Origin of the sequence: Kribbella sp. VKM Ac-2569, from assembly GCF_004216905.1 — a bacterium.
GTDB lineage: Bacteria > Actinomycetota > Actinomycetes > Propionibacteriales > Kribbellaceae > Kribbella.
Window position 1 is genome coordinate 2573438 of sequence record NZ_SGXJ01000001.1, and the last position, 26507, is coordinate 2599944.

At 68.9% G+C, this 26507-nt stretch carries 29 protein-coding genes; 16 read left to right on the top strand and 13 right to left on the bottom strand.

Features of this window, described 5'->3' with window-relative positions:
- Window position 1: 1 nt before the first annotated feature.
- The 3 genes from EV649_RS12175 to EV649_RS12185 all read left to right on the top strand — a co-directional run bounded on the left by EV649_RS12175 (window position 2) and on the right by EV649_RS12185 (window position 6192).
- Window positions 2-763, top strand: a complete 762-nt coding sequence (locus EV649_RS12175; RefSeq protein ID WP_130383308.1) for an FHA domain-containing protein — start codon at window positions 2-4, stop codon at window positions 761-763.
- Window positions 764-955: 192 nt separating this feature from the next.
- Window positions 956-4888, top strand: coding sequence for a Pls/PosA family non-ribosomal peptide synthetase (locus EV649_RS12180; RefSeq protein ID WP_130383309.1), 3933 nt, complete (start codon window positions 956-958; stop codon window positions 4886-4888).
- Window positions 4888-6192 (top strand): M1 family metallopeptidase, encoded by a 1305-nt coding sequence (locus EV649_RS12185; protein WP_130383310.1) that lies wholly within the window; start codon window positions 4888-4890, stop codon window positions 6190-6192. The genes EV649_RS12180 and EV649_RS12185 overlap by 1 nt, the downstream gene beginning before the upstream one ends.
- Here EV649_RS12185 and EV649_RS12190 read toward each other — a convergent pair whose 3' ends face one another.
- Window positions 6193-7059, bottom strand: a complete 867-nt coding sequence (locus EV649_RS12190) for a LysR family transcriptional regulator (RefSeq protein WP_130383311.1) — start codon at window positions 7057-7059, stop codon at window positions 6193-6195. It abuts the gene before it with no gap.
- A 70-nt stretch (window positions 7060-7129) separates the two neighbouring features.
- Here EV649_RS12190 and EV649_RS12195 point away from each other — a divergent pair, with 70 nt between their 5' ends.
- Window positions 7130-8086, top strand: coding sequence for a nitrilase family protein (locus tag EV649_RS12195; RefSeq protein ID WP_130383312.1), 957 nt, complete (start codon window positions 7130-7132; stop codon window positions 8084-8086).
- On the opposite strand, the gene ispF is transcribed toward EV649_RS12195, so the two are convergent.
- Genes ispF through EV649_RS12210 form a run of 3 tightly spaced genes read right to left on the bottom strand, consistent with a single transcriptional unit; the run spans window position 8080 to window position 9741 of the window.
- On the bottom strand, window positions 8080-8550 hold the full coding sequence (gene ispF / locus EV649_RS12200; RefSeq protein ID WP_130383313.1) for a 2-C-methyl-D-erythritol 2,4-cyclodiphosphate synthase: 471 nt from the start codon (window positions 8548-8550) through the stop codon (window positions 8080-8082). The two genes, EV649_RS12195 and ispF, sit on opposite strands and share 7 nt — an antisense overlap.
- Window positions 8547-9245 carry a 2-C-methyl-D-erythritol 4-phosphate cytidylyltransferase gene (gene ispD, locus EV649_RS12205; RefSeq protein ID WP_130383314.1) on the bottom strand — a complete coding sequence of 233 codons (699 nt, stop codon included), beginning with the start codon at window positions 9243-9245 and terminating at the stop codon, window positions 8547-8549. Before ispD ends, ispF begins: the two co-directional genes overlap by 4 nt.
- Before the next feature lie 10 nt (window positions 9246-9255).
- A complete protein-coding gene (locus tag EV649_RS12210) occupies window positions 9256-9741 on the bottom strand; it encodes a CarD family transcriptional regulator (protein ID WP_130383315.1) in 486 nt (161 codons plus the stop codon).
- A 287-nt stretch (window positions 9742-10028) separates the two neighbouring features.
- Between EV649_RS12210 and EV649_RS12215 the strand changes: the two genes are divergently transcribed.
- The gene (locus tag EV649_RS12215) at window positions 10029-10661 is read left to right on the top strand and encodes a hypothetical protein (protein ID WP_130383316.1); all 633 of its coding nucleotides are present in this window, start codon (window positions 10029-10031) and stop codon (window positions 10659-10661) included.
- Between the two features lie 92 nt (window positions 10662-10753).
- On the opposite strand, the gene EV649_RS12220 is transcribed toward EV649_RS12215, so the two are convergent.
- The 3 genes from EV649_RS12220 to EV649_RS12230 form a co-directional block, all read right to left on the bottom strand.
- Window positions 10754-11773: an iron-siderophore ABC transporter substrate-binding protein gene (locus EV649_RS12220; RefSeq protein ID WP_130383317.1), complete on the bottom strand. Its 1020-nt coding sequence runs from the start codon at window positions 11771-11773 to the stop codon at window positions 10754-10756.
- 80 nt (window positions 11774-11853) lie between these two features.
- Window positions 11854-12531, bottom strand: coding sequence for a response regulator transcription factor (locus EV649_RS12225; RefSeq protein ID WP_130383318.1), 678 nt, complete (start codon window positions 12529-12531; stop codon window positions 11854-11856).
- On the bottom strand, window positions 12528-13745 hold the full coding sequence (locus EV649_RS12230; protein WP_130383319.1) for an ATP-binding protein: 1218 nt from the start codon (window positions 13743-13745) through the stop codon (window positions 12528-12530). The genes EV649_RS12225 and EV649_RS12230 overlap by 4 nt, the downstream gene beginning before the upstream one ends.
- A 196-nt stretch (window positions 13746-13941) precedes the next feature.
- Between EV649_RS12230 and phoU the strand changes: the two genes are divergently transcribed.
- The 3 genes from phoU (at window position 13942) to EV649_RS12245 (ending at window position 16042) form a co-directional block, all read left to right on the top strand.
- Window positions 13942-14649, top strand: a complete 708-nt coding sequence (gene phoU / locus EV649_RS12235; RefSeq protein WP_130383320.1) for a phosphate signaling complex protein PhoU — start codon at window positions 13942-13944, stop codon at window positions 14647-14649.
- A gap of 178 nt (window positions 14650-14827) precedes the next feature.
- Window positions 14828-15772 (top strand): hypothetical protein, encoded by a 945-nt coding sequence (locus EV649_RS12240; protein ID WP_130383321.1) that lies wholly within the window; start codon window positions 14828-14830, stop codon window positions 15770-15772.
- 33 nt (window positions 15773-15805) lie between these two features.
- Window positions 15806-16042 (top strand): hypothetical protein, encoded by a 237-nt coding sequence (locus EV649_RS12245; protein WP_130383322.1) that lies wholly within the window; start codon window positions 15806-15808, stop codon window positions 16040-16042.
- Here the strand turns inward: EV649_RS12245 and EV649_RS12250 are convergent.
- The 4 genes from EV649_RS12250 to EV649_RS12265 are packed head-to-tail and all read right to left on the bottom strand — an operon-like array spanning window position 16023 to window position 19436.
- Window positions 16023-16769 (bottom strand): phosphoglyceromutase, encoded by a 747-nt coding sequence (locus EV649_RS12250; protein ID WP_130383323.1) that lies wholly within the window; start codon window positions 16767-16769, stop codon window positions 16023-16025. The genes EV649_RS12245 and EV649_RS12250 overlap by 20 nt on opposite strands.
- Window positions 16770-16778: 9 nt before the next feature.
- The gene (locus EV649_RS12255; RefSeq protein WP_130383324.1) at window positions 16779-17267 is read right to left on the bottom strand and encodes a YbjN domain-containing protein; all 489 of its coding nucleotides are present in this window, start codon (window positions 17265-17267) and stop codon (window positions 16779-16781) included.
- Window positions 17264-18553 carry a D-inositol-3-phosphate glycosyltransferase gene (gene mshA / locus EV649_RS12260; protein ID WP_241998005.1) on the bottom strand — a complete coding sequence of 430 codons (1290 nt, stop codon included), beginning with the start codon at window positions 18551-18553 and terminating at the stop codon, window positions 17264-17266. The genes EV649_RS12255 and mshA overlap by 4 nt, the downstream gene beginning before the upstream one ends.
- Window positions 18554-18557: 4 nt before the next feature.
- On the bottom strand, window positions 18558-19436 hold the full coding sequence (locus EV649_RS12265; RefSeq protein ID WP_130383325.1) for a helix-turn-helix transcriptional regulator: 879 nt from the start codon (window positions 19434-19436) through the stop codon (window positions 18558-18560).
- 103 nt (window positions 19437-19539) lie between these two features.
- Between EV649_RS12265 and EV649_RS12270 the strand changes: the two genes are divergently transcribed.
- The 6 genes from EV649_RS12270 to EV649_RS12295 all read left to right on the top strand — a co-directional run bounded on the left by EV649_RS12270 (window position 19540) and on the right by EV649_RS12295 (window position 23648).
- Window positions 19540-20283, top strand: a complete 744-nt coding sequence (locus tag EV649_RS12270) for an SDR family oxidoreductase (RefSeq protein ID WP_130383326.1) — start codon at window positions 19540-19542, stop codon at window positions 20281-20283.
- An 80-nt stretch (window positions 20284-20363) separates the two neighbouring features.
- Window positions 20364-21365: a hypothetical protein gene (locus EV649_RS12275; protein WP_130383327.1), complete on the top strand. Its 1002-nt coding sequence runs from the start codon at window positions 20364-20366 to the stop codon at window positions 21363-21365.
- Complete coding sequence (locus EV649_RS12280) at window positions 21362-22111, top strand: SDR family NAD(P)-dependent oxidoreductase (RefSeq protein ID WP_130383328.1); 750 nt, start codon at window positions 21362-21364, stop codon at window positions 22109-22111. Before EV649_RS12275 ends, EV649_RS12280 begins: the two co-directional genes overlap by 4 nt.
- A gap of 81 nt (window positions 22112-22192) precedes the next feature.
- Window positions 22193-22621 (top strand): helix-turn-helix transcriptional regulator, encoded by a 429-nt coding sequence (locus EV649_RS12285; RefSeq protein WP_130383329.1) that lies wholly within the window; start codon window positions 22193-22195, stop codon window positions 22619-22621.
- A gap of 35 nt (window positions 22622-22656) precedes the next feature.
- A complete protein-coding gene (locus tag EV649_RS12290; protein ID WP_130383330.1) occupies window positions 22657-23190 on the top strand; it encodes a hypothetical protein in 534 nt (177 codons plus the stop codon).
- Window positions 23191-23303: 113 nt separating this feature from the next.
- The gene (locus tag EV649_RS12295; RefSeq protein ID WP_130383331.1) at window positions 23304-23648 is read left to right on the top strand and encodes a DUF2516 family protein; all 345 of its coding nucleotides are present in this window, start codon (window positions 23304-23306) and stop codon (window positions 23646-23648) included.
- Here the strand turns inward: EV649_RS12295 and EV649_RS12300 are convergent, their stop codons facing one another.
- On the bottom strand, window positions 23649-24440 hold the full coding sequence (locus EV649_RS12300) for a L,D-transpeptidase family protein (protein WP_130383332.1): 792 nt from the start codon (window positions 24438-24440) through the stop codon (window positions 23649-23651).
- An 89-nt stretch (window positions 24441-24529) separates the two neighbouring features.
- Between EV649_RS12300 and EV649_RS12305 the strand changes: the two genes are divergently transcribed.
- Together EV649_RS12305 and EV649_RS12310 are read left to right on the top strand one after the other, a co-directional pair.
- The gene (locus EV649_RS12305) at window positions 24530-25372 is read left to right on the top strand and encodes a haloalkane dehalogenase (protein WP_130383333.1); all 843 of its coding nucleotides are present in this window, start codon (window positions 24530-24532) and stop codon (window positions 25370-25372) included.
- 47 nt (window positions 25373-25419) lie between these two features.
- A complete protein-coding gene (locus EV649_RS12310) occupies window positions 25420-25887 on the top strand; it encodes a macro domain-containing protein (protein WP_241998013.1) in 468 nt (155 codons plus the stop codon).
- Window positions 25888-25914: 27 nt separating this feature from the next.
- On the opposite strand, the gene EV649_RS12315 is transcribed toward EV649_RS12310, so the two are convergent.
- The gene (locus tag EV649_RS12315; RefSeq protein WP_130383334.1) at window positions 25915-26502 is read right to left on the bottom strand and encodes a L,D-transpeptidase; all 588 of its coding nucleotides are present in this window, start codon (window positions 26500-26502) and stop codon (window positions 25915-25917) included.
- Window positions 26503-26507: the final 5 nt, after the last annotated feature.

Here is a 26507-nt window from a genome sequence, read left to right on the forward strand (position 1 = left end):
GATGGAGCGACTCCCCCCGAACCACACCAGCCTGTCACGCGGCGTACCTGACGCGCGCCCTGGCACCATCTTCGTGCTGAGCGTCGCAGGTGGCGTCAGCGTCGACGCCGGACCGCAGGGGACGATCCTGTTCGGACGGAACCGTCCGGAGGTGCATGTCTGCATCGGCGAGGACGATCCGCGCGTCAGCCGGAGGCACGGCTCGATCAGCCACCGCGGCGGCCAGTGGTACGTCGCAGTGACCGGGCGGCTGCCCGTGCGGTTCCCACGTCAGCGGACACTGTTCGCCGGCGAGGACCCGATACCTCTCGCGGCCGGTTACACACCGCTCTTCGTACAGGGCTCGAGCGGACGCGAGCACCTCCTGGAGGTGTACGTGGTGGGCGACAGCGGCACTCGCCCCGTACCGCGGCCACGTGAGTCAACGCACCCGCCGCGCATCTGGCGGCTGTCTCCGGCGGAGAAGCTCGCGTTGATCGTGGTCGGCCAGCGGTACCTGCTGCACGACCTGCACCCGCTGCCGCTGTCATGGCGACAGGCCGCGGACCAGTTGGCCGAGCTACAGCCGACAGAGAGCTGGACTGCCAAGCGGGTCGAGCACCTGGTCTCGAACGTCCGCAGTCGGCTGTCGCGGGACGGCGTACCCGGGCTGACGCGTGAAGAGGTCGGCGAGCCGGTCGGCAACGCGCTGAACGACAACATGTTCCGGGAGCTGCTGCTGAGCACCACGCTGGTCCCGGCGGACCTCGACGTGCTGGATTGAGCTCGGGAGGGGTCCCCGGCGACCGGACTTACCGTCGCCGACATGAACAAGCCGCCCCGAACCGCGACCCGCGACAACTCCATCAACGTTCCCGTGTGACGATCTCCTGGGTGTGAACAAGCGGTTGATGGACGCACCCACGTGTTTGCTTCGAGTTATCCAAGCCGTAACTGAGCGGCGTAGTATCCGCCCGTGACGTTGCGACGCGGGGACCTGGCGACGGCACCTCGGACGTTGGTGGATGTGCTCGAGGAAACGGCCGCCAAATACGCCGACGAACCCGCACTCGACGACGGCAGCGTCAGCCTGAGTTATCGCGAACTACTGGTGCAGACCACCAAGTTCGCCGGGCGATTGACCGCGGCGGGTATCGGCCCCGGCGACCGCGTCGGGATCCGGATCTCATCGGGACACAACGACCTGTACGTCGCGATTCTCGGCACCCTCCAAGCGGGCGCGGCGTACGTCCCGGTCGACGCCGACGACCCGGAGGAGCGTGCCGAACTCGTCTTCGGTGAGGCAGCCGTCGCGGCCACGGTCGGCGACGAACTCGAGCTCACGATCACCCGCCCGCAGCAGGCGCCGATGGCCGACAACGACGCGGCCAATGGCGCCTTCGACTACCCGTACTCAGCCCGCATGGACGCCACGAGTACGACGAACTCGCCGCGCGGCAGCACCGGCCCGGAGCCGACCGACGACGCGTGGATCATCTTCACCTCGGGCTCGACCGGCGTACCGAAAGGTGTCGCCGTCACGCACCGTTCGGCGGCCGCGTTCATCGACGCCGAGGCCCGCCTGTTCCTGCAGGACGAGCCGATCGGGCCCGACGACCGGGTCCTGGCCGGCCTGTCCGTCGCGTTCGACGCGTCCTGCGAGGAGATGTGGCTGGCCTGGCGGTACGGCGCCTGTCTGGTGCCTGCACCGCGTTCACTGGTTCGCACCGGTATGGACCTCGGCCCGTGGTTGGTTGCCCAGGGCATCACTATCGTCTCGACCGTGCCCACGCTGGCCGCACTCTGGCCGCCGGACGCCCTCGACCAGGTCCGGCTGCTGATCTTCGGCGGTGAGGCGTGCCCGCCGGAACTGGCCGAGCGTCTCGCAATCGAAGGCCGTGAGGTCTGGAACACCTACGGGCCGACTGAGGCCACGGTGGTCGCGTGCGCTGCCCAGCTCACCGGCGAAGGCCCGGTCCGGATCGGTCTCCCGCTGGACGGCTGGGACCTCGCCGTTGTAGATGCCGAAGGCAACGAAGTCGCCGACGGCGAGATCGGTGAGCTGATCATCGGCGGCGTCGGCCTGGCCCGGTACCTCGACCCGGCCAAGGACGCCGAGAAGTTCGCTCCGACGCCGGCGCTCGGCTGGGACCGCGCATACCGCAGCGGCGACCTGGTGCGGTCCGACCCGTTGGGCCTGCTGTTCCAGGGCCGCGCGGACGAGCAGGTCAAGCTCGGCGGCCGCCGGATCGAGCTCGGCGAGGTCGACGCCGCCTTGCAGGCCCTCCCGGGTGTCTCCGGCGCCGCGGCCGCCGTACGCAACAGCGCTGCAGGCAATCAGCTCCTCGTCGGGTACGTCGTACCGGACGAGGCCGCCACCTTCGACAATGCCAAGGCCACCGAGCGACTCCGCGAGGCGTTGCCCGCGGCGCTCGTGCCGCTGCTGGCGATCGTCGACACGCTGCCGACCCGGACCTCCGGGAAGGTCGATCGGAACGCGCTCCCCTGGCCGCTGCCCGGTATGGACAGCGACGGTCCGCCCGCCGAACTGGACGGGACCGCCGGCTGGCTGGCCGAACGCTGGACGAAGATCCTCGGCGCCAAGGTCACCGGACCCGACAACGACTTCTTCCTGCACGGCGGCGGAAGCCTCGCCGCGGCGCAGTTGGTCTCCGCGCTCCGCGAGCGGTTCCCGGACGTCACGGTCGGCGACATCTACGAGTACCCGCGGCTCGGCGCGCTCGCCGAGCGGCTCGACGACTTCAAGCCCGCAGCGCTCGAGCCGGTCGAGCTGCGTGAGATCCGGCCGACTCCGAAGAGCACGCAGCTCCTGCAGACCGCGCTGACCCTGCTCCTGCAGACCGTCGTCGGCGTCCGCTGGCTGGTCTACGTGTTCACGCTGAACAATCTCCTCGCCACTCTGATCGAGCCGCTCCCGTGGGCGCGGACCGTGTCCTGGTGGTGGATCCTGGCCGGCTGGCTGATCCTGATCAGCCCGGCAGGCCGGATGGGCATCGCTGTCGTCGGCGCCCGCATCCTGTTGCGCGGCCTGAAACCGGGCACGTACCCGCGCGGCGGCAGCGTCCACGTCCGGTTGTGGGCCGCGGAGAACCTCGCCGATGCGGCCGGCGCCGCCAACCTGGCCGGCGCACCTTGGATCGCGTACTACGCCCGCGCGCTCGGCGCGAAGGTAGGACGCGGCGTCGACCTGCACACGCTGCCGCCGGTGACCGGCATGCTCACCATGGGCCGCGGTGCCTCGATCGAGCCGGAGGTCGATCTGGCCGGCTACTGGATCGACGGCGACCGGCTGCACGTCGGACATATCACCGTCGGCCCCGATGCGGTCGTCGGCTCCCGCAGCACGCTGCTCCCGGGCGCGGAGATCGGCCGGAGCGCCGAGATCATGGCCGGCTCGGCCGTCTCCGGCAAGGTCCCCGAGAACGAGCGCTGGTCCGGCTCCCCCGCAGCAAGGCTCGGCCGCGCGCGGCACCCGTGGCCGGATCATCGTCCCGCGCGCGCTCCGTGGTGGGTTGCGGCGTACGGCGCCCAGTCCGCGCTAATGTCCCTCATTCCAGTCGCCGGGGCCGCCGCGGCGTTCGTCGTCCTCGGGTACGCGCTGCGTGGCACCCAGACGCTGCCGGACGCTGCGCTCCACGCGCTGGCCGCGATCCCGTTGATGACGCTGGTCGGGTTCGCCACGATCGCGGTACTCACGCTGATCGGCGTACGGCTCCTCGGCATCGGGATCAAGCCCGGCCACTACCCGGTCCGCAGCCGGATCGGGTGGCAGGTCTGGGCGACCGAGCGGCTCCTCGATTCCGCGCGCACGCTGCTCTTCCCGCTGTACGCGAGCCTGCTGACCCCGTGGTGGCTGCGCGCGCTGGGCGCGAAGATCGGCCGCGACGTCGAGGCGTCGACGGTCCTGCTGCTGCCGAAGATGACCACGGTCGGCGAGGGCGCGTTCCTGGCCGACGACACGATGATCGCGTCGTACGAGCTGGGCGGCGGCTGGCTGCACGTGGCCGGCGCGAAGGTCGGCAAGCGCGCATTCCTGGGCAACTCCGGGATGACCGCGCCCGGGCGGAGCGTCCCGAAGAACGGCCTGGTCGCCGTGCTGTCCGCCGCGCCGAAGAAGTCCAAGGCCGGTACGTCGTGGCTCGGTTCGCCACCCGTGAAGCTCCGCCGTCAGGCCGTCTCGGGTGACCAGAGCCGCACGTTCAACCCGCCGTACAAGCTCAAGGTCGCCCGCGCGCTGGTCGAGCTGTGCCGGTTCGTCCCGATGATGTGCACCGTGCTGATCGCCCTCGGCGTGCTGTTCGCGCTGCAGGCGCTCGACCTCTGGCTGGGTCCGTGGTGGACGATGCTGCTGGCCGGCGCGGTCATCCTCGCCGCCGGCGCGGTCGCGGGCGGGATGGCGACAGTCGCCAAATGGGTCATCGTCGGCCGCACGAGAGCCGTCGAGTATCCGCTGTGGAGCTCGTTCGTCTGGCGCAACGAGGTGGTCGACAGCTTCGTCGAGCTGGTCGCCGCGCCGTGGTTCGCGAACGCCGCCGCCGGTACGCCGGTCCTCACGCTGTGGCTGCGGTCACTCGGAGCGAAGATCGGCAAGGGCGTCTGGTGCGAGACGTACTGGTTGCCGGAGGCCGATCTGGTCACCCTGGGCGACGGTGCCACGGTGAATCGCGGTTGTGTGCTGCAAACGCACCTATTTCATGATCGAGTTCTCTCCATGAACACAGTCACCTTCGGGGCCGGGGCAACCCTCGGCCCGCACGGCATCGTCCTCCCGGCGGCCGCGGTAGGGGCAGGAGCTACCATCGGGCCGGTGTCTCTCGTGATGCGTGGTGAAGGTGTGCCGGCGGGTACGCGCTGGGCCGGGAACCCGATCGGTCCCTGGCAGGGCTGATGGTTGACCCCTATGTGCCCAGCCACGGAAGCACCGACTACAAGGTCGAGTCGTACGAGCTGGACCTGGACTACCGCGTCAGCAGCAACCGGCTGACCGGCAAGGCGACGATCACGGCGTTCGCCACCCAGGCGCTCTCGCGCCTCAGCCTCGACCTGTCCGGGCTCCGGGTGTCGAAGGTGTCGGTGAACGGCCGCCGGCCGCAGCGGTACGTCCATCGCGGCGGCAAGCTGAACATCACCCCGGCGACGACGATCCCGGACGGCGCCGAGTTCTCCGTCGACGTCCAGTACAACGGGAACCCGAGGCCCGAGGACAGCCCGTGGGGCGAGCTCGGCTGGGAAGAGCTCACCGAGGGCGTGATCGTCGCCAGCCAGCCGAGCGGCGCGGCCACCTGGTTCCCGTGCAACGACCACCCCGGCGACAAGGCGCACTACCGGATCTCGATCACCACGGACTCGCCGTACCAGGTCGTCGCGAACGGGCGGCTGGTGTCGCGCCGGGTGAAGGCGAGCCGTACGACGTGGGTGTTCGACCAGGCTGCGCCAATGGCGACGTACCTCGCGACCGTGCAGATCGGGCGGTACGACGAAGTGGACCTGGCCGCCTCGCCCGTGTCGATCCGCGGCGTGCTGCCGGCCGGGCGGAGCCGCGAGTTCCGGCACGACTTCGGGCGGCAGCAGGACATGATGAAGCTGTTCTGCAAGCAGTTCGGACCGTACCCGTTCGGCGGGTACACGGTCGTGGTCACCGACGACCCGCTGGAGATCCCGCTCGAGGCGCAGGGCATCTCGGTGTTCGGCAGCAACCACGTCGACGGCCGGAACGGGTCGGAGCGGCTCGTCGCGCACGAGCTGGCACACCAGTGGTTCGGGAACAGCCTGACCCCGGCGAACTGGCAGCACATCTGGCTGAACGAGGGCTTCGCCTGCTACGCCGAGTGGCTGTGGTCGGAGGAGTCACGCGGACTCTCCGCCGACCAGCAGGCGGCCAAGGCGCACACGCGGTTGAAGGGCCTGCCACAGGACCTGATGCTGTCGGACCCCGGGCCGGACCTGATGTTCGACGACCGCCTCTACAAACGCGGCGCGATCACCCTGCACGTACTGCGCAAGCACCTCGGCGACGACGCGTTCTTCGAACTCCTCCGTGCCTGGACCAAGACGCACCGGCACGGATCGGTCACCACGGCCGAGTTCATCGCCCTGGCCACCACCTTCAGTCCGGACGAGGAGGCGCTACGCCACCTGTTCGCCGCCTGGCTGGACTCCTACGAGCTCCCACCACTCCCCAGACGACGCTGATCAGCTGGCGCGTGCCACTTCGGCGGCAGCCTTCACGAAGCGTTCGGTCAGCGGGGTTCTGGTGGCCCAGGCAGTGCCGGTCCACCACGTGGCCGCGCGGCCGGGGAGCGGGACCAGGCGGACCTCGGGCGGCGCGATCCGTTCGGCGGTCTGCGGTACTACGGCCGGCCCGACACCGGCTGCGGTCAGGGCGAGGACTGTCTGCAGGTCCCCGGCCTCCTGGAGTATTTGCGGGTGGCAACCAAGTTCGGCGTACAGCGTGTTGATCTGCGCGGTAAGCCCCGGCCCGCGGCCCGGTGTCAGGCGGACCAGCGGGCGGGCGTCGATCCAGCGGGCCAGATCACGCGGCAACTGCTGATCGGCCGGTACGGCGAGGGTGAGGCGATCCCGTCGTAACCGGAGGTGCTCGAGGCCGGCCGGCACCGGCAACCGTACGAACCCGATCTGCAGGCTCCCGGCCAGCAGGCGCTCGCACTGCACCGCCGACGACATGTCCTCGAGCGAGATCGTCACTCCCGGCCACCGGCTCCGGAACAGCGCGACCGCCCGCGGCGCCAGCTCGATCCCCGACAACCCGAACCCGATCGCCAGGGATCCCTCGGTCCCGGACGCCACCTGAACAGCCCGCCGCTCGAAGGCCTCTGACCGCTCCAGCAACTCCAGAGCGTCAGCAAGCAACAGTTCCCCGGCCGGGGTCAGCCGCGCGCCGTGCCTGCCGCGGCTGAACAGCACCGAGCCGACCCGGCGCTCCAGCACCTGGATCTGCTTGGTCAGCGCGGGCTGACTCGTCGACAACTCCGCGGCCGCGGCCCCAAAGTTCCGCAGCCTGGCCACCGCGACGAACGCCCGCAGCAAACGGAGATCCATAACCCCAGGATATGGAATCGCCACGAACCGCTATTGGACGTCATAGGTGCCTCGGCGTTTCGATGGTCGTATGACGTCCTTCCGCGCCGCCGTGGTCCAGTTCGAGCCGACCCCTGACCAGCCCTCGACCAACCTGGCCACCGTCGAGCGACTCGCCCGCGCGGCGGTTGCCGACGGCGCTCGGCTCGTGGTGTTCCCGGAGATGTGCCTGCTCGGCTACTGGCATCTCCGGCGACACACCTCCGCGCGGTTGCACGAGCTCGCCCAGCCGGCCGATGGACCGCTGGTCAGCCGAGTCGTTGCTCTCGCCAAGGAACTTGAGGTGGGGATCGGGGTCGGGTTCCTCGAGGATGCCGACGGCACACTGTTCAACGCGTACGCCGTTTGCCTGCCGGACGGGACCGTCCACGTGCACCGGAAGCTGCATGCGTTCGAGCACGAGGAGATCGCGAGCGGATCGTCGTACACGGTGTTCGATACGCCGTGGGGATTCCGGGCCGGGGTGCTGATCTGCTGGGACAACAACCTGGTGGAGAACGTCCGGATCACGGCGTTGCTCGGTGCAACGGTCCTGATCGCGCCGCACCAGACCGGCGGGACCAACTCGCGCAGCCCGCACGGCATGAAGCCGATCCCGCTCGAGGTGTGGACGAGCGGGGACCGCGCGGCGATCGAGGAGGCCTTCAACGGGCCGAGTGGGCGGGGATGGTTGATGCGGTGGCTGCCGGCGCGGGCGCACGACAACGGGATGTTCGTCCTGTTCAGCAACGGCGTCGGCCGGGACGACGACGAGCTCCGCACCGGAAACGCGATGATCCTCGACCCATACGGCCGCATCGTCGCGGAGACCCCGATCCCCGCCGAAGCCGTGGTGCTCGGCGACCTCGACCTCGATCTGGTGCCCCTGGCAACCGGCCGCCGCTGGCTCCGCGGCCGCCGCCCCGAGCTCTACGGCCTCCTCACCCAGCTCATGGGCAACGAACTAGACCCCCGCGCCGCCCGCTTCTCTCCTGATCCTGTTCAGTAGATCAGTGCAGTGGCGATGGCGGTGATGCCTTCGCCGCGGCCGGGGAAGCCGAGGCCGTCGGTTGTTGCCGCGCTCACCGAAACCTCGGCGTCGCAGGCTGCGGAGAGGACCTTCTCTGCTTCCTCGCGGCGAGTGCCGATCCGTGGGCGATTGCAGACGATCTGCACAGCGACGTTCCCGATCTCGAACCCGGCCGCCCGCACCCGGCGCGCGGCCTCCGCCACCAGCACAACCCCGGCCGCACCGGCCCACTCGGGCTCGGCGGTACCGAAGTTCGAACCCAGGTCACCTAGTTTCGCGGCGGTGAGCAACGCCGTACAGATGGCATGTGCAGCCGCGTCGCCGTCCGAATGACCTGACAGCCCAGCGGGTTCCTCCGGCCAGTGCAGCCCGGCCAGCCACATCGGGCGGCCTTCCTCCAGCGGGTGTACGTCGATGCCGTTGCCGACCCGTGGAACCTTCACGAGATCCTCCGCTCCGCCAGCAGCGCCTCGGCGAGCAGCAGGTCCTGCGGCCGGGTCACCTTGAACGCGTCCGGCGAACCTTCGACCGTCCGCACCGTCACCCCGATCCGCTCACACATCATCGCGTCATCGGTCACGCCCGCGTCGGCACCGGCCGCATGCGCGCGCCGCAGTACGTCAGGAGCGAATCCTTGCGGCGTCTGTACGGCGACCAGCGTCGACCGATCGGGCGTGTCGACTACATCACCGGTCGGCCCGACCCGCTTGATCGTGTCCGTCACCGGCACCACCGGTACGACGGCTTCGGCGCCGGCTCGCACCGCCGCGACGACCCGCTCGATCGCATCGGCCGGGACGAACGCCCGCGCCGCGTCATGGACCAGGATGCAATCGATCCCGTCGACCGGCACCACGTCCAGCGCCGCCCGCACCGAGGCAGGCCGCTCCGCGCCGCCGGCCACCACGATCAGCTGTGCGTCCCCGACGTACGGCGTGAGTTCCTTGCCGACCGTCTCCTCGGAGCCGGGCGGCACGGCGACCACGAAACAGACGAGGTCGGCGGCGGTCGCTGCCTTCAGTCCACGCACCGCGTGGACCAGCAGCGAGTCGCCACCGACCTCTCGAAATGCCTTCGGGGTCTCACCACCGAGTCGCAGCCCTAGCCCGGCCGCGGGAATCACGACCGCGCTACTCATGCTGGCTACTTCAGGAAGCGAGGACCTCGTCGAGGATGGCTTCCGCCTTGTCCTCGTTGGTGTGCTCGGCCAGGGCCAGCTCGGAGACCAGGATCTGGCGAGCCTTCGCCAGCATCCGCTTCTCACCGGCGGACAGACCGCGGTCACGCTCACGGCGCCACAGGTCGCGGACGACCTCTGCCACCTTCAGCACGTCACCGGAGTGCAGTTTCTCCAGGTTCGCCTTGTAGCGTCGCGACCAGTTGGTCGGCTCCTCCGTGTGCGGTGCACGCAGCACGTCGAAGACGCGCTCCAAGCCAGCCTGATCCACGACGTCACGCACGCCGACGAGATCGAGGTTGCACGCGGGGACCCGGACGACCAGGTCGTTCTGTGCGACGATCCTCAAGACCAGATAGGCCTTGTCCTCACCTTTGATCTTGCGGGTCTCGATGTCCTCGATGACGGCCGCACCATGATTGGGGTAAACAACCGTCTCGCCGACTGTGAAAGTCATATGTCACGTGCCCCTTTCCGAGATCTATCCTACCACGCAGTCGGTGGTCCGGTCGGGGCGTTTGCGCTGGTCAGGGCCCATTTCCCGCCTTGACAAACGCTCAATCGCATGCCTCGTACGCGCGCGCACCGTTGCTCTGAACATCGCTCCGGCGGCATCCCGGCGTCTGCCTCGCCGGACCCGAGGGCTACGCTGTGGGGCGCCGGAGGCCGCTGCCTGACGGTGTCCACAGTTGCCACACAAAGGTGCGGCGACAGGTCGAAACAGCTTGCACGAGAGGGATTCCAGTGCCGATCACGTTGTCCTCGCGGTTCGCCCGGCGTACCGCGCTGGCGAGTGCCGCCGCCACTCTCAGTATCGCGCTGGCGGCGTGCAGCGCGAGCTTCTCCGCGCCGACCCTCCAGCCGTACCAGGCCGCCGAGGGCACCAACATCGAGTCCGGCCAGCTGAAGGTCCGCAACATGCTGGTGCTGGCCGATGCCGACGGCAAGGGTGAACTGCACAGCGTGATCGTCAACGACGGCGACACCCCGGAGACCCTGGTCAGCATCCTGCAGGCCGCACCCGGGACGGCCGACGGCCAGGCCGGCTCCGACCAGCCGGGCGAGGTCAAGTTCACCGGGCTCACCAAGCCGCTGGAACTGGAGCCGCACACCGCGCTCGTCCTGCCGGGCACCGGCACCGAGGCTCCGGCCGCCGAGACCACCCCGAGCACGACGCCGTCGGAGACTCCGACCGAGACCCCGACGGCCCCGACCCCGGGCGCCGAGGAGGCCGGCCCGGCGATCATCGTGACCGGCGCGAAGCCCGGCCAGATGGTCAACGTGACCATCACCTTCGGCACCGCGGCACCGGTCTCCGCCTACGTCCCGGTCCTCACCGACGACCACTACTCGCCGTCCCCGGCCGCCGCCGAGTAGACCTCCAGAACGACAGAACGGGCCGCCCGGCGCGGGACGGCCCGTTCTGCTTGGTACGGCGAGCCAGTGGCCGTGGCTCGGCGTACCGGCTCTCAGTTCTTGCTGGCCGAGGCGGCCTTCGAGAGGCCTGGGAGCACCTTGTCGAGCACCCACGGGACGCTCAGCACGCTCACCGCGCTCATGCCTGAGATCACCTGCTGGTCCTGCATCGCATACACACCGCCGCTCTTGACCGCCTTCAGCGACGAGTAGACCGGGTCGGCCAGGAACTTCTGGGTCCCGATCCCGTCGACGTAGGCGACCAGCACGTCGGCGTCGACGTCGGCGACCTTCTCCTTGCTGATCGTCAGCGAGAACTCCTTCTTGGTGTTGGTCTTCTCCAGCGCCTCCACCCCCGGCGCGTTCTTGAAGCCCATCTCGTTCAGGATCTGCACCCGCGGGTCACCCGGCATGTAGACGTAGTTCTCGGCGCCGAACGAGCCGACCGTGATGGTCTTGTCCTTGAACTCCGGATGCTCGGCCGCGACCTGCTTGATCTTGTCCTGGATCCCGGTGATCAGCTTCTCTGCGTCGGCCTTCTTGCCGAGCGCCTCGCCGACCAGCAGGGTCTGGTCCTGCCAGGTGGTCTGCCACGGCGCCCCCGGGTACGCGACGGTCGGCGCGATCCCGCTCAGGGTCTTGTACGTCGCCTCGTCGAAACCCTCGTACGGGGCCAGGATGACGTCCGGCTTCAGCGCCGCGATCTTCTCGAACGGGTACTTGTCGCCGGTGTCCAGCAACGTCGTCTTCGACTTGTCGAACTTGTCCGCGTCCCACGCGGTGACGCCGTCGGCGGTCGGGCCGTAGGTGACCTTCGGCATCCCGACCGGGGTCTCGCCGAGCGCGTAGACCACGTCCTGGGCGTTCCAGCCGAGCGTGACGATCCGCTCCGGCTTCTTGGTGATGGTCGTGTCGCCGAACGTGTTCTTCAGCGTGACCGGGAACCCGGACGACGCCGTACCGGCCGAACTCTCGGCCTGCTTGTCGCCGTCACTGCCGCAGGCGGCCAGCGTGGTCGTGGCGAGCAGTACGGCGGTGACCGCACTGACGACCTTGGTACGGGACCAGGACATGAGTGACTCTCCTTAGATTGCCTCAACTAAGGAGAGCCTAAGCTAACCCCACAGGCCGTCGCGACCTGCGGGGGTGTGACTCAGGACTCGAACTTGTAGCCGAGACCACGCACCGTGACCAGATGGGCAGGATTCGACGGGTCCTTCTCGAGCTTCGAGCGCAGCCGCTTCACGTGCACGTCCAGGGTCTTGGTGTCCCCTACATAGTCGGCGCCCCAGATCCGGTCGATCAGCTGACCGCGGGTGAGCACCCGTCCGGTGTTCCGCAGCAGCATCTCGAGCAGCTCGAACTCCTTCAGCGGGAGCCGGATCTCGGTCCCCGATACCGTCACCACGTGCCGCTCGACGTCCATCCGGACCGGGCCGGCCTCGAGGGTGTCCGGCAGCAGTTCGACGTCCTGACCGCGACGCAGTACGGCGCGAACACGGGCCAGCAGCTCCCGCGGGCTGTACGGCTTGGTCACGTAGTCGTCCGCGCCGAGCTCGAGCCCGACGACCTTGTCGACCTCGGTGTCCTTGGCGCTGACGATGATCACCGGGACGTTGCCCCGGCTGCGGAGCGCCCGGCAGACCTCCGTGCCGGACAGGCCCGGCAGCATCAGGTCGAGCAGGACGATGTCCGCACCGGCGCGGTCGTACTCGTCCAGCGCGTCCGGCCCGGTCTCCGCGACGGCGACCTCGAACCCTTCCTTGCGCAGTACGTACGACAGCGCGTCGCTGTAGCTCTCTTCGTCTTCGACGACCAGCACTCGGGTCACGAAGCTGTCTCCTTTGTCTTCTGACCTGACGGGGTAGGCGTCAGGGGAACGGCCGGCTCCTCCTGGCTGGACGAGTCGGTCTGACCCGGTGCGGGTTCGAGCCGCAACGGGAGTCTCACGGTGAAGGTGGAACCTTGGCCCTCGACACTCCAGACCCGCACGTCGCCGCCGTGGATCGAGGCGATGTGCTTGACGATCGAGAGGCCGAGACCGGTGCCGCCGGTCTCCCGGCTGCGGGCCCGGTCGACCCGGTAGAAGCGCTCGAAGACGCGTTCCAGGTCGCTGCTCGGGATCCCCACGCCCTGGTCGGACACGGTGACCTCGACCAGGTCCCCGATCGGGTGCGCGGCGACCGCGACCCGGGTGCCGTCCGGGCTGTAGTTGATGGCGTTCTCGACCAGGTTGCCGATCGCCATCGCCAGCTGGTCCTCGCTGCCGAGCACCTCGAGCTCGGGCTCGGTCTTCACCACAATCTTGATGTCCCGGTCCTCGGCGTCGATCCGGCAGCGGTCCACCGCGGTCTCGATGACCCCGTTGATGTCGACCGGGCCGGGGTTCTCCAGCGGGTCGTCGCCCTGCAGCCGGGACAGCTCGATGATCTCCTTGACCAGCCGACTCAGCCGAGATGCCTCGACCCGCATCCGGTCCGAGAACCGCTGCACCACCTCCGGGTCGTCGGAGGCCTCCGAGACCGCGTCGGCGAGCAGGATCAGCGCGCCGACCGGGGTCTTCAGCTCGTGGCTGATGTTGACGGTGAAGTCCCGCCGGATCGCGTCCAGGCGACGCTCGCGGGTCCGGTCCTCGACCAGCACCAGCACGAGCTGACTGCCCAGTGGCGCCACCCGGGCACTGACGTACTGCGTGGCGCCCAGCCGGCCCCGGACGATCTCCAGGTCCTGCTGGCGGATCTCGCCGTCGCGGCGGACCTGGCGGACCATGGTCAGGATGTCGTCGACCACGAGCCGCTCACCGCGGACGATGCCGAGCACGTGCGCCGGGGCGCTGGCCTGCAGCACCTGGTCCTCGGGCCCCATCACGACCGCCGAGGAACGTAGTACGGAAAGGACTGTGGCGACACCAGACGGTACGGCGGGCTCCGGGGACTCCGGGATCTTGCGCTGGGCCCGCTCGGAAAGCATCATCGCACCGAGCGAAAGCAGGGCCAGGGCCGCGCCGATGACGCCGCCCAGCACCGCAGCCAGCGTGGGGTCCACGGCAACGATGCTACGCGGGCGACCAGCAGGGAAAGACCGAATGAGCACCGGATGACCGGGACACGACCTAACTGTTCATCGGTCGTTCACCACTCGTCGCCGTCCGGCAACCTCGACGCCGTACGGTCACCGATGGGCGGGGTACCGTGCTGGTCCCCTCCGCGGCAACGGACACCACAGATCGGAATCGAACACCATGCGTGACACGTACCACGAGCAGCTCGACGACATCCTCGCCGAGCTGGAGCGGATGACGCGGACGGTGTCCACCGCCGTACGCCGGTCCACGTCGGCCCTGCTGGAGGCGAACATCCGCAAGGCCGAAGAGGTCATCGCGGCCGACATCCAGCTCGATGCCGCCGGTGAGGGTGTCGAGGAGAAGGTCTTCGAGCTGATGGCGCGGCAGTCGCCGGTCGCCAACGAGCTGCGGATGCTGGTCGCCGCGCTGCGGATGGTCGCCGACCTGGAGCGGATGGGCGACCTGGCCGCGCACGTGTCGAAGATCGCCCGGATGCGGTACCCGGCGCCGGCGATCCCGGCCGAACTGCACGACGTGATCGAGTCGATGGGGTCCGTGGCCGGCAAGATGGTCGACGCCGCCGGCGACGTGATCGCGACCCGCGACGTCGAGGCCGCCGGACGGCTCGAGGCCAGCGACGACGAGATGGACAAGCTGCGCTCCAACCAGTTCCGCCTGATGATGGACGAGGACTGGCCGCACGGCGTCGAGGTCGCCGTCGACATGGCGCTCCTCAGCCGCTACTACGAGCGCATCTCCGACCACGCGGTCGCGATGGCCCGCCGCGTCGTCTACCTCGTCACCGGCGAACTCCCAGTAGCCATCGGAGGCACCGCCGCCGGCTCCGGAGCCGGCGCCTCCACCCCCAACCCCAACGGCAACTGACCTTCCACAACACAAGGCGCCCCCGGCTAGTTGCCGGGGGCGCCTTTTTGGATGCAGGCAGATCTCGATCTGATCACGTCCTACGCTCGATGTAACGCCGAGTAGTCGCGGCGCGATGGGACGGGAAGTGACCTGAATCTCGGGAGTTGACCGAGACCGCTCTTGGAAGAGGATCGCCATGAGACTGCAGCGCCTTGCGCTCGCGACCGCCGGCCTCGGCCTGATCGCCGCGTCCGTCGTTTCCATCCCGGCCACCGCCGGGCCGTCCGACCCGAAGCCTTGGTCCGACCTGACCAAGCAGTCGAACTCCGCGAAGGCAGCCACCGAGGCCTGCGGCATCTCGGTCGGCTACCCGACCGCGGCCGGCTCGATGGAAGCAGCCGACGTGATCGCCGGACGGCCGCCCCAGGGAGCGCCGTACGAGCCGTTCAAGTTCGTCGGCACCCGTGCCAACGCGACCTGGTACATGGCCGCCAACGCCGCGGGCACCCAGTTCTACTACTACGGCCTGCTGCTGCAGGGCGGGAACCTGTACCGGCACACCACCTACGTGTACGCGTACCGCCCGCCGGTCGCCACCTTCAAGAAGGTCGGCAGCGGCTGGACGAGCTTCAAGACCATCGCCACGTCGAACGACAGCATCGACGGCCCGAGCCACGCCTACCTCTACGGCCTGAACAGCAACGGCAGCCTGTACCGGTACTCGATCGTCCGCGGCGCCATCAAGTCCCTCGGCTCGTTCCCGGGCTTCAAGGGCTTCAAGACGATGACGGTCATCAGCGAGACCATGACGTACGACACCCTGTTGATGACCACGACCGCCGGTGCCCTGTGGACCGTGCGGATCCCGGTCGCCGCCTCCACCAAGCCGGTCCTCAAGCGGATCCGGTCCGGCGGCTGGCAGAACTTCGAGTCGCTGGTCGTGGAGAACTGCGGCACCCGCGGCGGCGTGCTGATCGTGGGCGTCGACAACAACACCCAGACCGGCACGCTCTACGCGATGAGCAAGGCGAACGGCGCAGCCACCGCCCTCACCGGCTACGGCAAGATCCCCGGCGTCGTCTTCAACGGCGTCAACTCCGTACGCCTCGGCTACCACTTCGACCCGATGCGCGGCGAGTAACCACCACTTCTGTCGGGCGCGTATCTTCACCCCATGCCCGACGAATCCCTGACCGACCGGCTGGTGAACACCGACGTGTCAGCGCTGAACGGTGCCGAGTTGCGCGCGCATCTCGAGGCCGTGGACCAGCATCTGAAGCATTTGCAGCGGTCCGAGCTCGAACTGCTCGAAGGCAGTCCGGAGGTAGTCGCCCAGAATCCCCAACTGCGGGACAGGCTCGACTACCTCCGGACGCTCGACCTCGGGGAGGTCAGCGGCCCTGGTTCTTGACGGCTTCGATGGCTTCCTTGGCGGCGGTGGGGTCGAGGTACTCGCCGCCCGGCGTGACGGGGTGGAAGTCCTCGTCGAGCTCGTAGTAGAGCGGGATGCCGGTGGGGATGTTCAGGCCCACGATGGTCTGCTCGTCGAGGTTGTCGAGGTGCTTGACCAGGGCGCGGAGCGAGTTGCCGTGGGCGGTGACCAGGACGGTCTTCCCGGCGCGCAGGTCCGGCACGATCGCGTCGTACCAATAGGGCAGCATCCGCTCGACGACGTCCTTCAGGCACTCGGTCGAGGGCAGCAGCTCCGGCGGCAGGGCGGCGTACCGCGCGTCGCCGGCCTGGTCGTACTCGGAGCCGCGCTCGATCGCCGGCGGCGGCGTGTCGTACGAGCGGCGGAAGAGCATGAACTGCTCCTCGCCGAGCTCTTCCAGGGTCTGCTTCTTGTCCTTGCCCTGCAGGCCGCCGTAGTGCCGCTCGTTCAGCCGCCAGGAGCGCCGTACGTCGATCCACTGGCGCCCGGCCTCCTCGAGCGCGATGTTCGCGGTCCGGATGGCGCGACGCAGCACAGAGGTGTGCAGTACTTCTGGCAGCAGCCCGCGCTCGAGCAGCAACTGGCCACCGCGGACCGCCTCCTCGACGCCCTGAGCGTTCAGGTCGACGTCGACCCAGCCGGTGAAGAGGTTCTTGGCGTTCCAGTCGCTGTGGCCGTGGCGGAGCAGGATCAGGCGATAGGTCATACCCGCATGCTATCGAGGCTCCAGCCAACCCTTGAACGCGTCCAGGTTTCGAGTGGATTCGCCCCGCGACACTCGCCATTCGTACTCGCGCCGGATCGAGGACGCGAACCCCATTTCGAGGATCGTGTTGAACGACGAGTCGGCGTACTCCAGCACCGCACCGAGCAACCGGTCGACCTCACCAGGTGTGATCGCGTGCAGCGGGACCCGCCCGTCCAGGTGAATGTCGCCCAGGTGGTCGACGGCGAACGCGACGCCGTACATCTTCAGGTTCCGCTCCAGCAGCCACCGGTACACGGCCGCGTGGTTCTCGTCCGGGTGCCGCGCGACGAATGCGTGCACCTGGACCGCCTGCGCGCCGACCGTCAGCGAGACCGTGGTCTTCAGCTTCCGCTCCCCCGGCAGGTCCGCGCTGAAGACGCCCGGCTCACTCTCGGTGAACTCGAGCTCGTTCTCGGTCAGCACCTGGCGGATCACGTCCGCCGCAGAAACTCTCACCCGGCTACCTCCGCGGCGATCTCCGTCGCCATGGTCTCCGCGGCGGTCCGGTACGCCGCCAGCGTCTTCCGCGCGGTCAGCTCCCAGCCGAACCCCCGTGCGTGCCCGACCGCCGCGTGGCTCATGCTCTCGCGGACGGCCGGATCCGTCGCGATCCGCGCCAGCGCGTCGGCGAAGTCGTCCACCGCGTGCCCGCGCACCAGGAACCCGGTCCGCCCGTCCAGCACCGCCGTACTCAGGCCGCCGACGGCCGCCGCGACCACCGGCGTACCGCAGGCCTGGGCTTCGAGCGCGACCAGCCCGAAGGACTCCGAGTACGACGGAACGCACACAACGGACGCCGCCCGGTACCAGTCGGCGAGCCGCGCGCGCTCCATGGGCTTCACGAACCGGGTCACGTCGTCGATCCCGAGCGCCCGCGCCAGCTCGGCGTGCGACTCCGGGTGCTCCATCCCGTTGCCCGACGGCCCGCCGATGATCGCGACCACCAGCCGCGAGCGCAGCGACGGGTCCCGCTCGAGCATCCGCGCCGCCGCCCGGATCAGCAGATCGGGCGCCTTCAGCGGCTGGATCCGGCCGACGAACGCCAGTACGACGGCATCGGCCGGCAACCCCACGGCCTGTAGAGCAGCCATCCGCGAGCCCGGGCTGAACAGCTCCAGGTCGACGCCTGGATTCACCACGCCGACCTTCGCCGGCTGGGCGCCGTACAGGTCGATCAGTTCGCGGGCCTCGTCGCCGGTGTTGGCCAGCAGGCGATCGGCGGCCTCGACGACCTGCTCCTCACCGATCAGCCGCGCGGGCGGCTCGGGTACGTCGTCGTCCGCGAGGCTGGCGTTCTTCACCTTGGCCATCGTGTGCATGGTGTGGACCAGTGGGACCGCCCAACGATCGCGGGCGAGCAGGCCGACCTGGCCGGACAACCAGTAGTGCGAGTGGATCACGTCGTACCAGCCGGGCTCGTGGATCGCCTCGGCGCGCAGAACGGCGCGGGCGAACGTGCACAGCTGGGCCGGGAGCTCGTTCTTCGTCAGGCCCTCGTACGGCCCGGCGGCGACGTTGCGGACCATCACGCCGGGCATCAGCTCGACCCGGGCCGGCAGCACGGACGCTGTGGCCCGGGTGAAGACGTCGACCTCGATCCCCAGGCCGGCCAGCTGCTTGGACAGCTCCACGACGTACACGTTCATCCCGCCGGCGTCCCCGGTCCCCGGCTGGTCGAGCGGTGACGTGTGCAGGCTGATCATCGCAACCCGCCGGAGTGGACGGTCGGGGATATCGGTCACCCGGTCAGGGTAACTCCGGGGCTTCGGCCGGGAATTGGGACATCTCCCTATCCGCCGCCGTCCAGCTGGCCAGCAGCCGCAGATTCTGCTCGGACGGCGACCCCGGCTCCACGGTGTAGGTGACCAACAGCTGATCCGGCTCGCCGGGAGGCTGCAGCGTCTCGTACCCCACGGTGATGTCGCCCACCAGTGAATGGTGCTGCGTCTTCGTCCCGAAGGTCTTGTCCTTCACGTCGTGCCGGGCCCAGTGCACGCGGAACTCGGGGCTCCGGATGGACAGTTCCCCGATCAGCTCGGCGAGCTCCGGGTCGTCCGGGTAGCGCCCGGCGTACATCCGCAGGTAGCCGACGGTCTCTTCCGCGACCGCATCCCAGTCCAGGTAGAAATCGCGCGATGCCGGATCGAGGAAGACCATCCGCGGGATGTTGCGGTCCTTGACGTCCATGCTGTCGAAGTCCGCGATCAGGGCCGCGGCGAGCCGGTTCCACCCCAGGACGTCCATCCGGCGGCCGAGGACGAACGCCGGTACGTCGGTCATCGAGTCGAGCAGTCGTTGCAGGCCGGGTCGCATCCGCTGCGTCGTACGCCGTTTGGCCCGCCGACGAGCCGGTTTCGCCAACAGAGCAAGGTGTTTCCGCTCGTCCTCGGTCAGCTCGAGTACGTCGGCGACGGCGTCCAGGATCTCCTGCGAGACGTTGTCGGCACGGCCTTGTTCGAGGCGGACGTAGTAGTCGGCGCTGACGCCGGCCGCCTGGGCGAGCTCCTCGCGGCGCAGGCCGGGGACGCGGCGTCGCCCGCCGTACACCTTGATGCCGAGGTCCTCGGGCCGCACCCGTCCCCGGCGCGAGGTGAGGAACTCGGTCAGCTCCGCGCGACGATCCATGCCCTCCAGTATCCAGGCCGGCCCGGACCGCAACCTGGTCCTGGCAGAACCAGGCTCAGCAGACCACTGGGTAAGTCTCCGCGACCGCTCCAGGATCGGTGACATGACTGATCTACAGATTCGCAATGCAGTAGTGACCGGCGCCGCGAGCGGTATCGGGGCCGCGATCGCCACCCAACTGGCCGAGGCCGGCGCCGCTGTCGCGCTGGTCGCGCGGCGGCAGGACCGCCTCGACGACCTGGCCGGCAAGCTCGGACCGCGGACCTTCGGCGTCGGCCTGGATGTCACGTCGCAGGACTCGGTGGACGCCGGAGTCGCACGGATCCACGAGCGGCTCGGCACGGTCGACCTGGTCGTGAACGCCGCGGGCGTGATGCTGGCCGCGCCGGTCGCCGATGGGCGGCTCGACGACTGGACCCGGATGATCGACACCAACCTGACCGGCGTACTGCGACTGGTCCAGGCCTTCACGCCCGACCTGATCGCAGCGGCCGCGGCGGGACGGACCGCCGACCTGGTGAACATCTCGTCGATCGGGGCGCACGTCGTCTTCCCCGGGTACGCCGTCTATGGCGCGACGAAGGCGGCGCTGACCCATCTGTCCGCATCGCTGCGCGCCGACCTCTCGCCGTACGACGTCCGCGTGACGAACCTCGAGCCCGGACTGACGGACACCGAACTGGCGACGCACCTGGACAGCTCGGGACAGGACCTGATCGCCTCGATGAACGAACAGATCGGGGCGCTGCACGCGGAGGACATCGCCGACGTCGTCACGTTCGCGGTCAGCCGGCGGCGGGAGTTGAACCTGCGTCAGATCATCGCGCTGCCGACCCGCCAGGCCTGACCATTGGTGGGCCTACCTCCACCCCCATTGGCGGACTCGGCCCACTGTGGTCGAGGCCGTCCGCCGAAAGCATTGAGGACATGCGTACAGTCCTCGAAGAAGTCAGGTCCTGGCATCGCCCGCTGATGCTGATGGTGCTCGCCATGTCCGGTCTCGTCCTGACCGCCGGCGTCGGTCTCGCGGTCGACGGCCGCGAGATCCTCAACGAGTCCGTGTGGCTCAAGCCGTTCAAGTTCGGCCTGTCGTTCGTCCTGTACGGCGCGACGCTCGCGTGGCTGCTTTCCAAGCTGCGTAAGGCGAAACGCTTCGGCTGGTGGACCGGGACCGTGTTCGCGATCACCGGGATCGTCGACGTCGGGTTCATCGCCGTACAGGCCGCGCGGGGGACGTTCAGCCACTTCAACGACAACTCCGACACGTTCAACCAGGTCGGGCAGAAGGTCTTCATGTCGGGAGTCATGGGGCTGTTCGGCGCGAGTCTGGTGGTCGCGATCATGCTGCTGTTCCAGCGGATCGGCGACGCCCCGCTGAACCGGGCGATCCGGGTCGGCCTCGGGCTGGCCGTCGCGGGTATGGCGCTCGCGTTCTACCTGGTCGGCTCGCAGGGACAGCGCCAGGAGGTCACGGACGCGTACGGTCACCCGGTCACGCTGGCCGGCAGCCACGGCATCGGCGTCGAGGCGGGCGGTCCGGGCATGCCGTTGACCAACTGGAGCACCGTCGGCGGCGACCTGCGGATCCCGCACTTCGTCGGGCTGCACGCGATCCACTTCCTGCTGCTGACGGTCCTCGCTCTGAGCATCCTGGCCGCACGGGTCGAGTGGCTGCGGCCGGAGCGCGTCCGCCACCGCCTGGTCGGCGTTGCGGCTTTCGGGTACACCGGCGTAATGATCACGGTGACGGTCCAGGCGTTCCGCGGGCAGGCTTTGATCCACCCCGACGTACAGACTCTTGGTCTGCTGGGTGGGTTCCTGGCGGTGAGTCTGGCTGCGCTCTTCGGGGTGGTCGCGGCCGCTCGGCGGCAGGCGGACGTGAGACGGCCCGCCGAGCGTGCCGAGGGCTTTGAGAAACTTGGGGTATGACTTCGAGCGATCGTCCTCTGGCCGTGGTGACGGGTGCTAGCAGTGGGATCGGGGCCGCGTCGGCGCGGTACCTCGCCCGCGAGGGGTTCGAGGTGATCTGCGCCGCGCGGCGGCTGGACCGGATCGAGGCGCTGGCCAAGGAGATCGACGGCCGCGCGGTGCAGTGCGACGTCACGTCGGCCGAAGACGTCGCCGCACTGACCGCGGCGGTCGGGGACGAGCTGCAGGTGCTGGTGAACAACGCCGGCGGGGCGTTCGGGCTGGAGCCGGTGGCCGACGCGGACCTGGACGCCTGGCGGCGGATGTTCGAGGTGAACGTGATCGCGGTCGCCGCGGTCACGAAGTCGTTGCTTCCGGCACTGATCGCCGGGCGCGGCACGATCATCGTGATGGGGTCGACGGCCGGCCAGGTCGCGTACGAGGGCGGCGGCGGGTACGTCGCCGCGAAGCACGGCGCCAAGGCCGTCGTCGACACGCTCCGCCTGGAGCTGTACGACCAGCCGGTCCGGGTCAGCGAGATCGCCCCCGGCATGGTCCAGAGCGAAGGCTTCGCCCTGACACGCTTCAACGGCGACCAGTCCAAGGCCGACGCCGTGTACGCCGGCGTACGGGAACCCCTCACCGCCGAGGACGTCGCCGACATCGTCGCCTGGATCGCCACCCGCCCCGCCCACGTCAACATCGACCGCATCACCGTCCGCCCCCGAGCCCAGGCCGCCCAGCACAAGGTCCACCGCGAGTCCTGATCCAGTAGGCCGGCACGCGAGTGAGGCGGCTCACGGGGTGGGTGCTTGCAATTGCAAGCAGCTTGCTAGCACACTGGTGGCATGGCCAAGTTGAGTGATCGCGCAGCTGGGGCGGTGGGCTCCGTCGGGGAGTACCTCGCCGAGCAGCGTCGGCACGCGCAGCTGTCGTTGCGGCAGTTGTCGGACCTGGCCGGAGTGTCGAACCCGTACCTGAGCCAGATCGAGCGCGGCCTGCGGAAGCCGTCGGCCGACGTACTGCAGCAGCTCGCGAAGGCGTTGCGGATCTCCGCGGAGACCCTCTATGTACGGGCCGGCATTCTCGATCCGGACGACGACGCCGATGGCGGGCGGCAGGGCACGGGCGTGGTCGACGCCGTCCTGCTCGACCCCGCACTGACCGAGCGCCAGAAGCGCGTCCTGCTGGACGTCTACACGTCGTTCGTCCGCGAGAACGCCCCTGAAGAGCCGCCAGCGAAGAAGTCCACGGCTCGCAAGCGCAGCACCGACTGAACGAACCTGCTGAAAACACCCCGAGGAGAAGCCTGATGGCTACCCGTACGCCTGTTACCCCGTTCTACGCGATCGCCGGCGCCGGCGACCTCGCGGTCGAGAAGGTCCGCGCCGTCGGCGAGGACGTGACCGCCCGGTTCGCGAAGATCGACCAGAAGAACCTGCAGACCGAGCTCACCAAGGAGCTGACCAAGGCGCAGGTCGAGCTGACCAAGCGCTTCGAGGCGATCGTCGCCGACGCGCGCACCGCCCCGGCCAAGCTGCGTGAGCTCCCGAAGACCGCCCAGGCCGGTTTCACCACCGTTCTCGGTCAGGCCGAGGAGACCTACGAGGACCTGGCCGGCCGCGGCAAGGACCTGGTCGAGCGGATCCGCCACCAGCAGGCGACCGAGGACCTGGTCAGCACCGCCAAGACCACGGTGAGCAAGGCCAAGGCCACCCGCACCACCGCGAAGAAGACCGCCACGAGCGCGACCCGCAACGTCAAGGCGACCGCGACCAGCGCCCGCAAGACCGCGAAGTCCGCCGCCAAGGCCGCCGGGTCCGCGGCCGACAAGGTCGGCGACTGAATCACGACAGACAGTAACGACTCACCCACCTCCGGGTGAATCCTGCGATCGGGCGGTCCACAGCTGCGACTGAGCAGAGGTGGGCCGCCCGGTCTGTCGGTTAGGCTCGTAGCATGATCACCTTCCGGAGCCTGATCCCCGGGTTCGACGATCCGCTAGCGGTCATCTGGTGGGTGCTGCTTGCGATCAAACTCGTCGCGCTCGCCGATGCGGTCTTTCGGCCGCGGGCGGTGTTCATCGCCGCCGACAAGCTCACCAAGCCCGGCTGGGTGCTGATCCTGGTCGTGTTCACGCTGAGCCAGGTGTTCCAGGGCTGGCTGAGCTTCTTCGGCCTGATCGGCATCGTCGCCTCCGCCGTGTACCTCGTGGACGCCCGCCCCGCTCTCCGCGCCGCCACCGGCCGTGGCCGCGGTGGCTGGGGGGCCATCCGCCGTCGCAGAGGCCCCCGCCCGCTGTAACTACGAGCGGTAGACGACGACCTTGTCGCCGACATGGATCTCGTCGAAGAGAACCTTGATCTTGGCCAGGTCGCGGACGTTCACGCAGCCGTGGGACGCGCCGTTGTAGCCGCGGGCCGCGAAGTCCGACGAGTAGTGCACCGCCTGGCCGCCGCTGAAGAACATCGCGTACGGCATCTTCGAGTCGTACAGCTTCGAGACGTGGTTCCGGCTCTTCCAGCCGACCGTGAAGCTGCCCTCCCGGGTCGCGGTCTTCACCGCGCCGAACCGGACGTCCAGCTGCATCTTCACCACACCGTCGACGACGTACCGCAGCTTGCGGGTGCTCTTGTCGATGCACAGCGCCACACCGGTCGCGCAGCGCGCGTCGAGCTTCTTGCCGTTCACCACCGGCACCGGCGGGTACAGCTCGGTCTGGGTCGGTTCGTGGGTGACCTTGGCCAGCTGGTCCCAGGTGTTCTGGTCGACGTACCCGAGCTGAGGAATGCCCTTCGACTTCTGGAACTTCTTCACCGCGGACCGGGTCATGGTCCCGAACTCGTTGTCCAGGTAGCGCTTCTCGAGCAGCTTCAGCTGCACCAGCCGCGCCTCGACCTTGCGGACGTTCGTCCCGCTGGAGCCGTTCTTCCACAGTGCCTTGGGGTAGATCGGCAGCTCACCGCTCACCTCGAACGGCACCGTCTTCAGGTCCTGCGGAGTCGCGGTCGCCGTCGTTCCGGAACTCAGGAGTGCAGCAATCGCACCCCCGGCAACCAGCCCGCTCAGCACCTTGCGAATCAACAGCCCGCGCATCGGACACCCCTTTTGGTAGCCCCGTCCCTACACTTCTAGGACGCCCTCACACCCCATTCGGTTGGCTCAGCGTACCGGAGGAACACTCCATGCTCAGCTCCGTGGACATCGACACCCGGATCGCCTATCGCGAGGCGGGCAGCGGCCGTCCGGTCGTGTTCCTGCACGGCAATCCCACGTCGTCGTACCTGTGGCGTGACGTCCTCGGCCCGGTCTCGGCGATCGCGCGCTGCATCGCACCGGATCTGGCCGGGATGGGCGAATCGGGTCCGTCGACCACCGGCACCTACCGCTTCGCCGACCACAGCCGGTACGTCGACACATTCTTCGAGGCGCTCGGGCTGACCAGCGACGTGATCCTCGTCGGTCACGACTGGGGTGGGGTTCTGGCGACGGACTGGGCCCGTCGGCATCCCGATGCCGTCAGCGGGATCGCCTACCTGGAGACGCTCGTCGCTCCGGTCACCTGGGACAGTCCGAACGCACCAGCTCCTGAGCTGTTCCGTCGGCTCCGCAGCCCGGAAGGAGAGCACCTCGTACTGGAGGAAAACGTGTTCATCGAGCTGGTCCTCCCGAGCGGCACGATGCGCAAGCTGACCGACGACGAGCTCGCGGCGTACCGGGCGCCGTTCGCGGAGCCCGGGGAAAGCCGGCGTCCGATGCTGACCTGGGCGCGCGAGATCCCGATCGACGGGACGCCGGCGGACGTGCACGACATCGTCGCGGCCAACGCTGCGTGGATGGCGCAGTCGCAGGTACCGAAGCTGTTCATCAACGGAGATCCGGGTGCGCTGCTGACCGGACCGCTGCGCGAGCTGTGCCGACGCTGGCCGAACCAGCGGGAGGTCACCGTTCCCGGACTGCATTTCCTGCCCGAGGACTCGGCCCCCGCGATCGCCGCCGCGCTCCTCGACTGGATCCCGGCCTGCTGAAGGAGGACGCCATCGAGATCGTACTGAGCACGGCGGACATCACCACGGTGCCTGCGGACGCGATCGTGAACGCCGCTCATCACGCCTTGCGCGGCGGTGGTGGTGTCGACGGGGCGATCCACCGGGCGGGCGGCCGCGAGATCCTCGCGGAGCTCATCGAGCGGTACCCGAACGGCACTCCCACGGGTACGGCGGTGTGGACCACAGCCGGCGCGCTACCGGCGACGTACGTGATCCACGTGGTCGGGCCGAACTACACCGCCGGGCAACGGGATCCGGCGCTGCTCGAGTCCTGCTACCGCAACGCGTTGCGGATCGCGGACGAGCTCGGCGTACAGACGATGACGCTGCCGGCGGTCTCGGCCGGCATCTACGGGTGGCCCGCACAGTCCGCGGCGGACATCGCCGTCCGGACGTTGCGCCGTACGTCGACCAATGTTGCCGAGGGCACCTTCTGCCTGGTGGAACCGCGGCTGTACCAGGCGTTCCGGAACGCGACAGCGGCCGGGGAGTAGCTCCCCGGCCGCTGTCGATGAGTCAGCTCACTTGCTGTAGACGACGACCTTGTCGCCGGTCTTCACCCGGGCGAACACCCAGGCGATCTTCTTCTTGTCGCGGACGTTCACGCAGCCGTGCGAGGCGCCGTTGTAGCCGCGGGCCTTGAAGTCCGACGAGTAGTGGACGGCCTGGCCGCCGCTGAAGAACATCGCGTACGGCATCTTCGAGTGGTACAGCGAAGAGACGTGGTTCTTCGACTTGCGGTAGACCTTGAAGACGCCGCTGCGGGTCGGCGTCTTCATCGCGCCGAACCGGACGTCCATGACCTGGATCGGCTTGCCGTTCACGACGTACACCAGCTTGCGGGTCTTCTTGTTGATGCAGAGGACCCGGCCCTTGGTCAGGCACCGCCGGTCGATCCTGTACTTGGCGATGAGCTTGCTGTTGGACGTGGCCGTGGTCTTGGCCGCCGCCTTCGGCGGCAGACCCACCGGAGCCGGAGCCGTCGTCGACTTCTGCGCCGACGCAGCGACCTGAGGCGCGGCCTCGGCCGAAGTGGTCGCCGACAGAGCGCCGACGCCCACGAACGCGGCGGCCGTCAGGGTAGCGCCGAACTTACGCAGAATCCCCATGTTTC

Excerpts from the sequence above, each read along its gene's own strand:
- ispD (WP_130383314.1), bottom strand. The coding sequence starts at position 9,245 with ATGAGTAGCGCGGTCGTGATTCCCGCGGCCGGGCTAGGGCTGCGACTC.
- EV649_RS12240 (WP_130383321.1), top strand. The coding sequence starts at position 14,828 with ATGAGACTGCAGCGCCTTGCGCTCGCGACCGCCGGCCTCGGCCTGATC.
- phoU (WP_130383320.1), top strand. The coding sequence starts at position 13,942 with ATGCGTGACACGTACCACGAGCAGCTCGACGACATCCTCGCCGAGCTG.
- EV649_RS12295 (WP_130383331.1), top strand. The coding sequence starts at position 23,304 with ATGATCACCTTCCGGAGCCTGATCCCCGGGTTCGACGATCCGCTAGCG.
- EV649_RS12275 (WP_130383327.1), top strand. The coding sequence starts at position 20,364 with ATGCGTACAGTCCTCGAAGAAGTCAGGTCCTGGCATCGCCCGCTGATG.
- EV649_RS12175 (WP_130383308.1), top strand. The coding sequence starts at position 2 with ATGGAGCGACTCCCCCCGAACCACACCAGCCTGTCACGCGGCGTACCT.
- EV649_RS12190 (WP_130383311.1), bottom strand. The coding sequence starts at position 7,059 with ATGGATCTCCGTTTGCTGCGGGCGTTCGTCGCGGTGGCCAGGCTGCGG.
- EV649_RS12250 (WP_130383323.1), bottom strand. The coding sequence starts at position 16,769 with ATGACCTATCGCCTGATCCTGCTCCGCCACGGCCACAGCGACTGGAAC.
- EV649_RS12195 (WP_130383312.1), top strand. The coding sequence starts at position 7,130 with ATGACGTCCTTCCGCGCCGCCGTGGTCCAGTTCGAGCCGACCCCTGAC.
- EV649_RS12245 (WP_130383322.1), top strand. The coding sequence starts at position 15,806 with ATGCCCGACGAATCCCTGACCGACCGGCTGGTGAACACCGACGTGTCA.
- EV649_RS12185 (WP_130383310.1), top strand. The coding sequence starts at position 4,888 with ATGGTTGACCCCTATGTGCCCAGCCACGGAAGCACCGACTACAAGGTC.
- EV649_RS12285 (WP_130383329.1), top strand. The coding sequence starts at position 22,193 with ATGGCCAAGTTGAGTGATCGCGCAGCTGGGGCGGTGGGCTCCGTCGGG.
- EV649_RS12280 (WP_130383328.1), top strand. The coding sequence starts at position 21,362 with ATGACTTCGAGCGATCGTCCTCTGGCCGTGGTGACGGGTGCTAGCAGT.
- EV649_RS12305 (WP_130383333.1), top strand. The coding sequence starts at position 24,530 with ATGCTCAGCTCCGTGGACATCGACACCCGGATCGCCTATCGCGAGGCG.
- EV649_RS12315 (WP_130383334.1), bottom strand. The coding sequence starts at position 26,502 with ATGGGGATTCTGCGTAAGTTCGGCGCTACCCTGACGGCCGCCGCGTTC.
- EV649_RS12270 (WP_130383326.1), top strand. The coding sequence starts at position 19,540 with ATGACTGATCTACAGATTCGCAATGCAGTAGTGACCGGCGCCGCGAGC.
- EV649_RS12265 (WP_130383325.1), bottom strand. The coding sequence starts at position 19,436 with ATGGATCGTCGCGCGGAGCTGACCGAGTTCCTCACCTCGCGCCGGGGA.
- EV649_RS12290 (WP_130383330.1), top strand. The coding sequence starts at position 22,657 with ATGGCTACCCGTACGCCTGTTACCCCGTTCTACGCGATCGCCGGCGCC.
- EV649_RS12210 (WP_130383315.1), bottom strand. The coding sequence starts at position 9,741 with ATGACTTTCACAGTCGGCGAGACGGTTGTTTACCCCAATCATGGTGCG.
- EV649_RS12300 (WP_130383332.1), bottom strand. The coding sequence starts at position 24,440 with ATGCGCGGGCTGTTGATTCGCAAGGTGCTGAGCGGGCTGGTTGCCGGG.
- EV649_RS12220 (WP_130383317.1), bottom strand. The coding sequence starts at position 11,773 with ATGTCCTGGTCCCGTACCAAGGTCGTCAGTGCGGTCACCGCCGTACTG.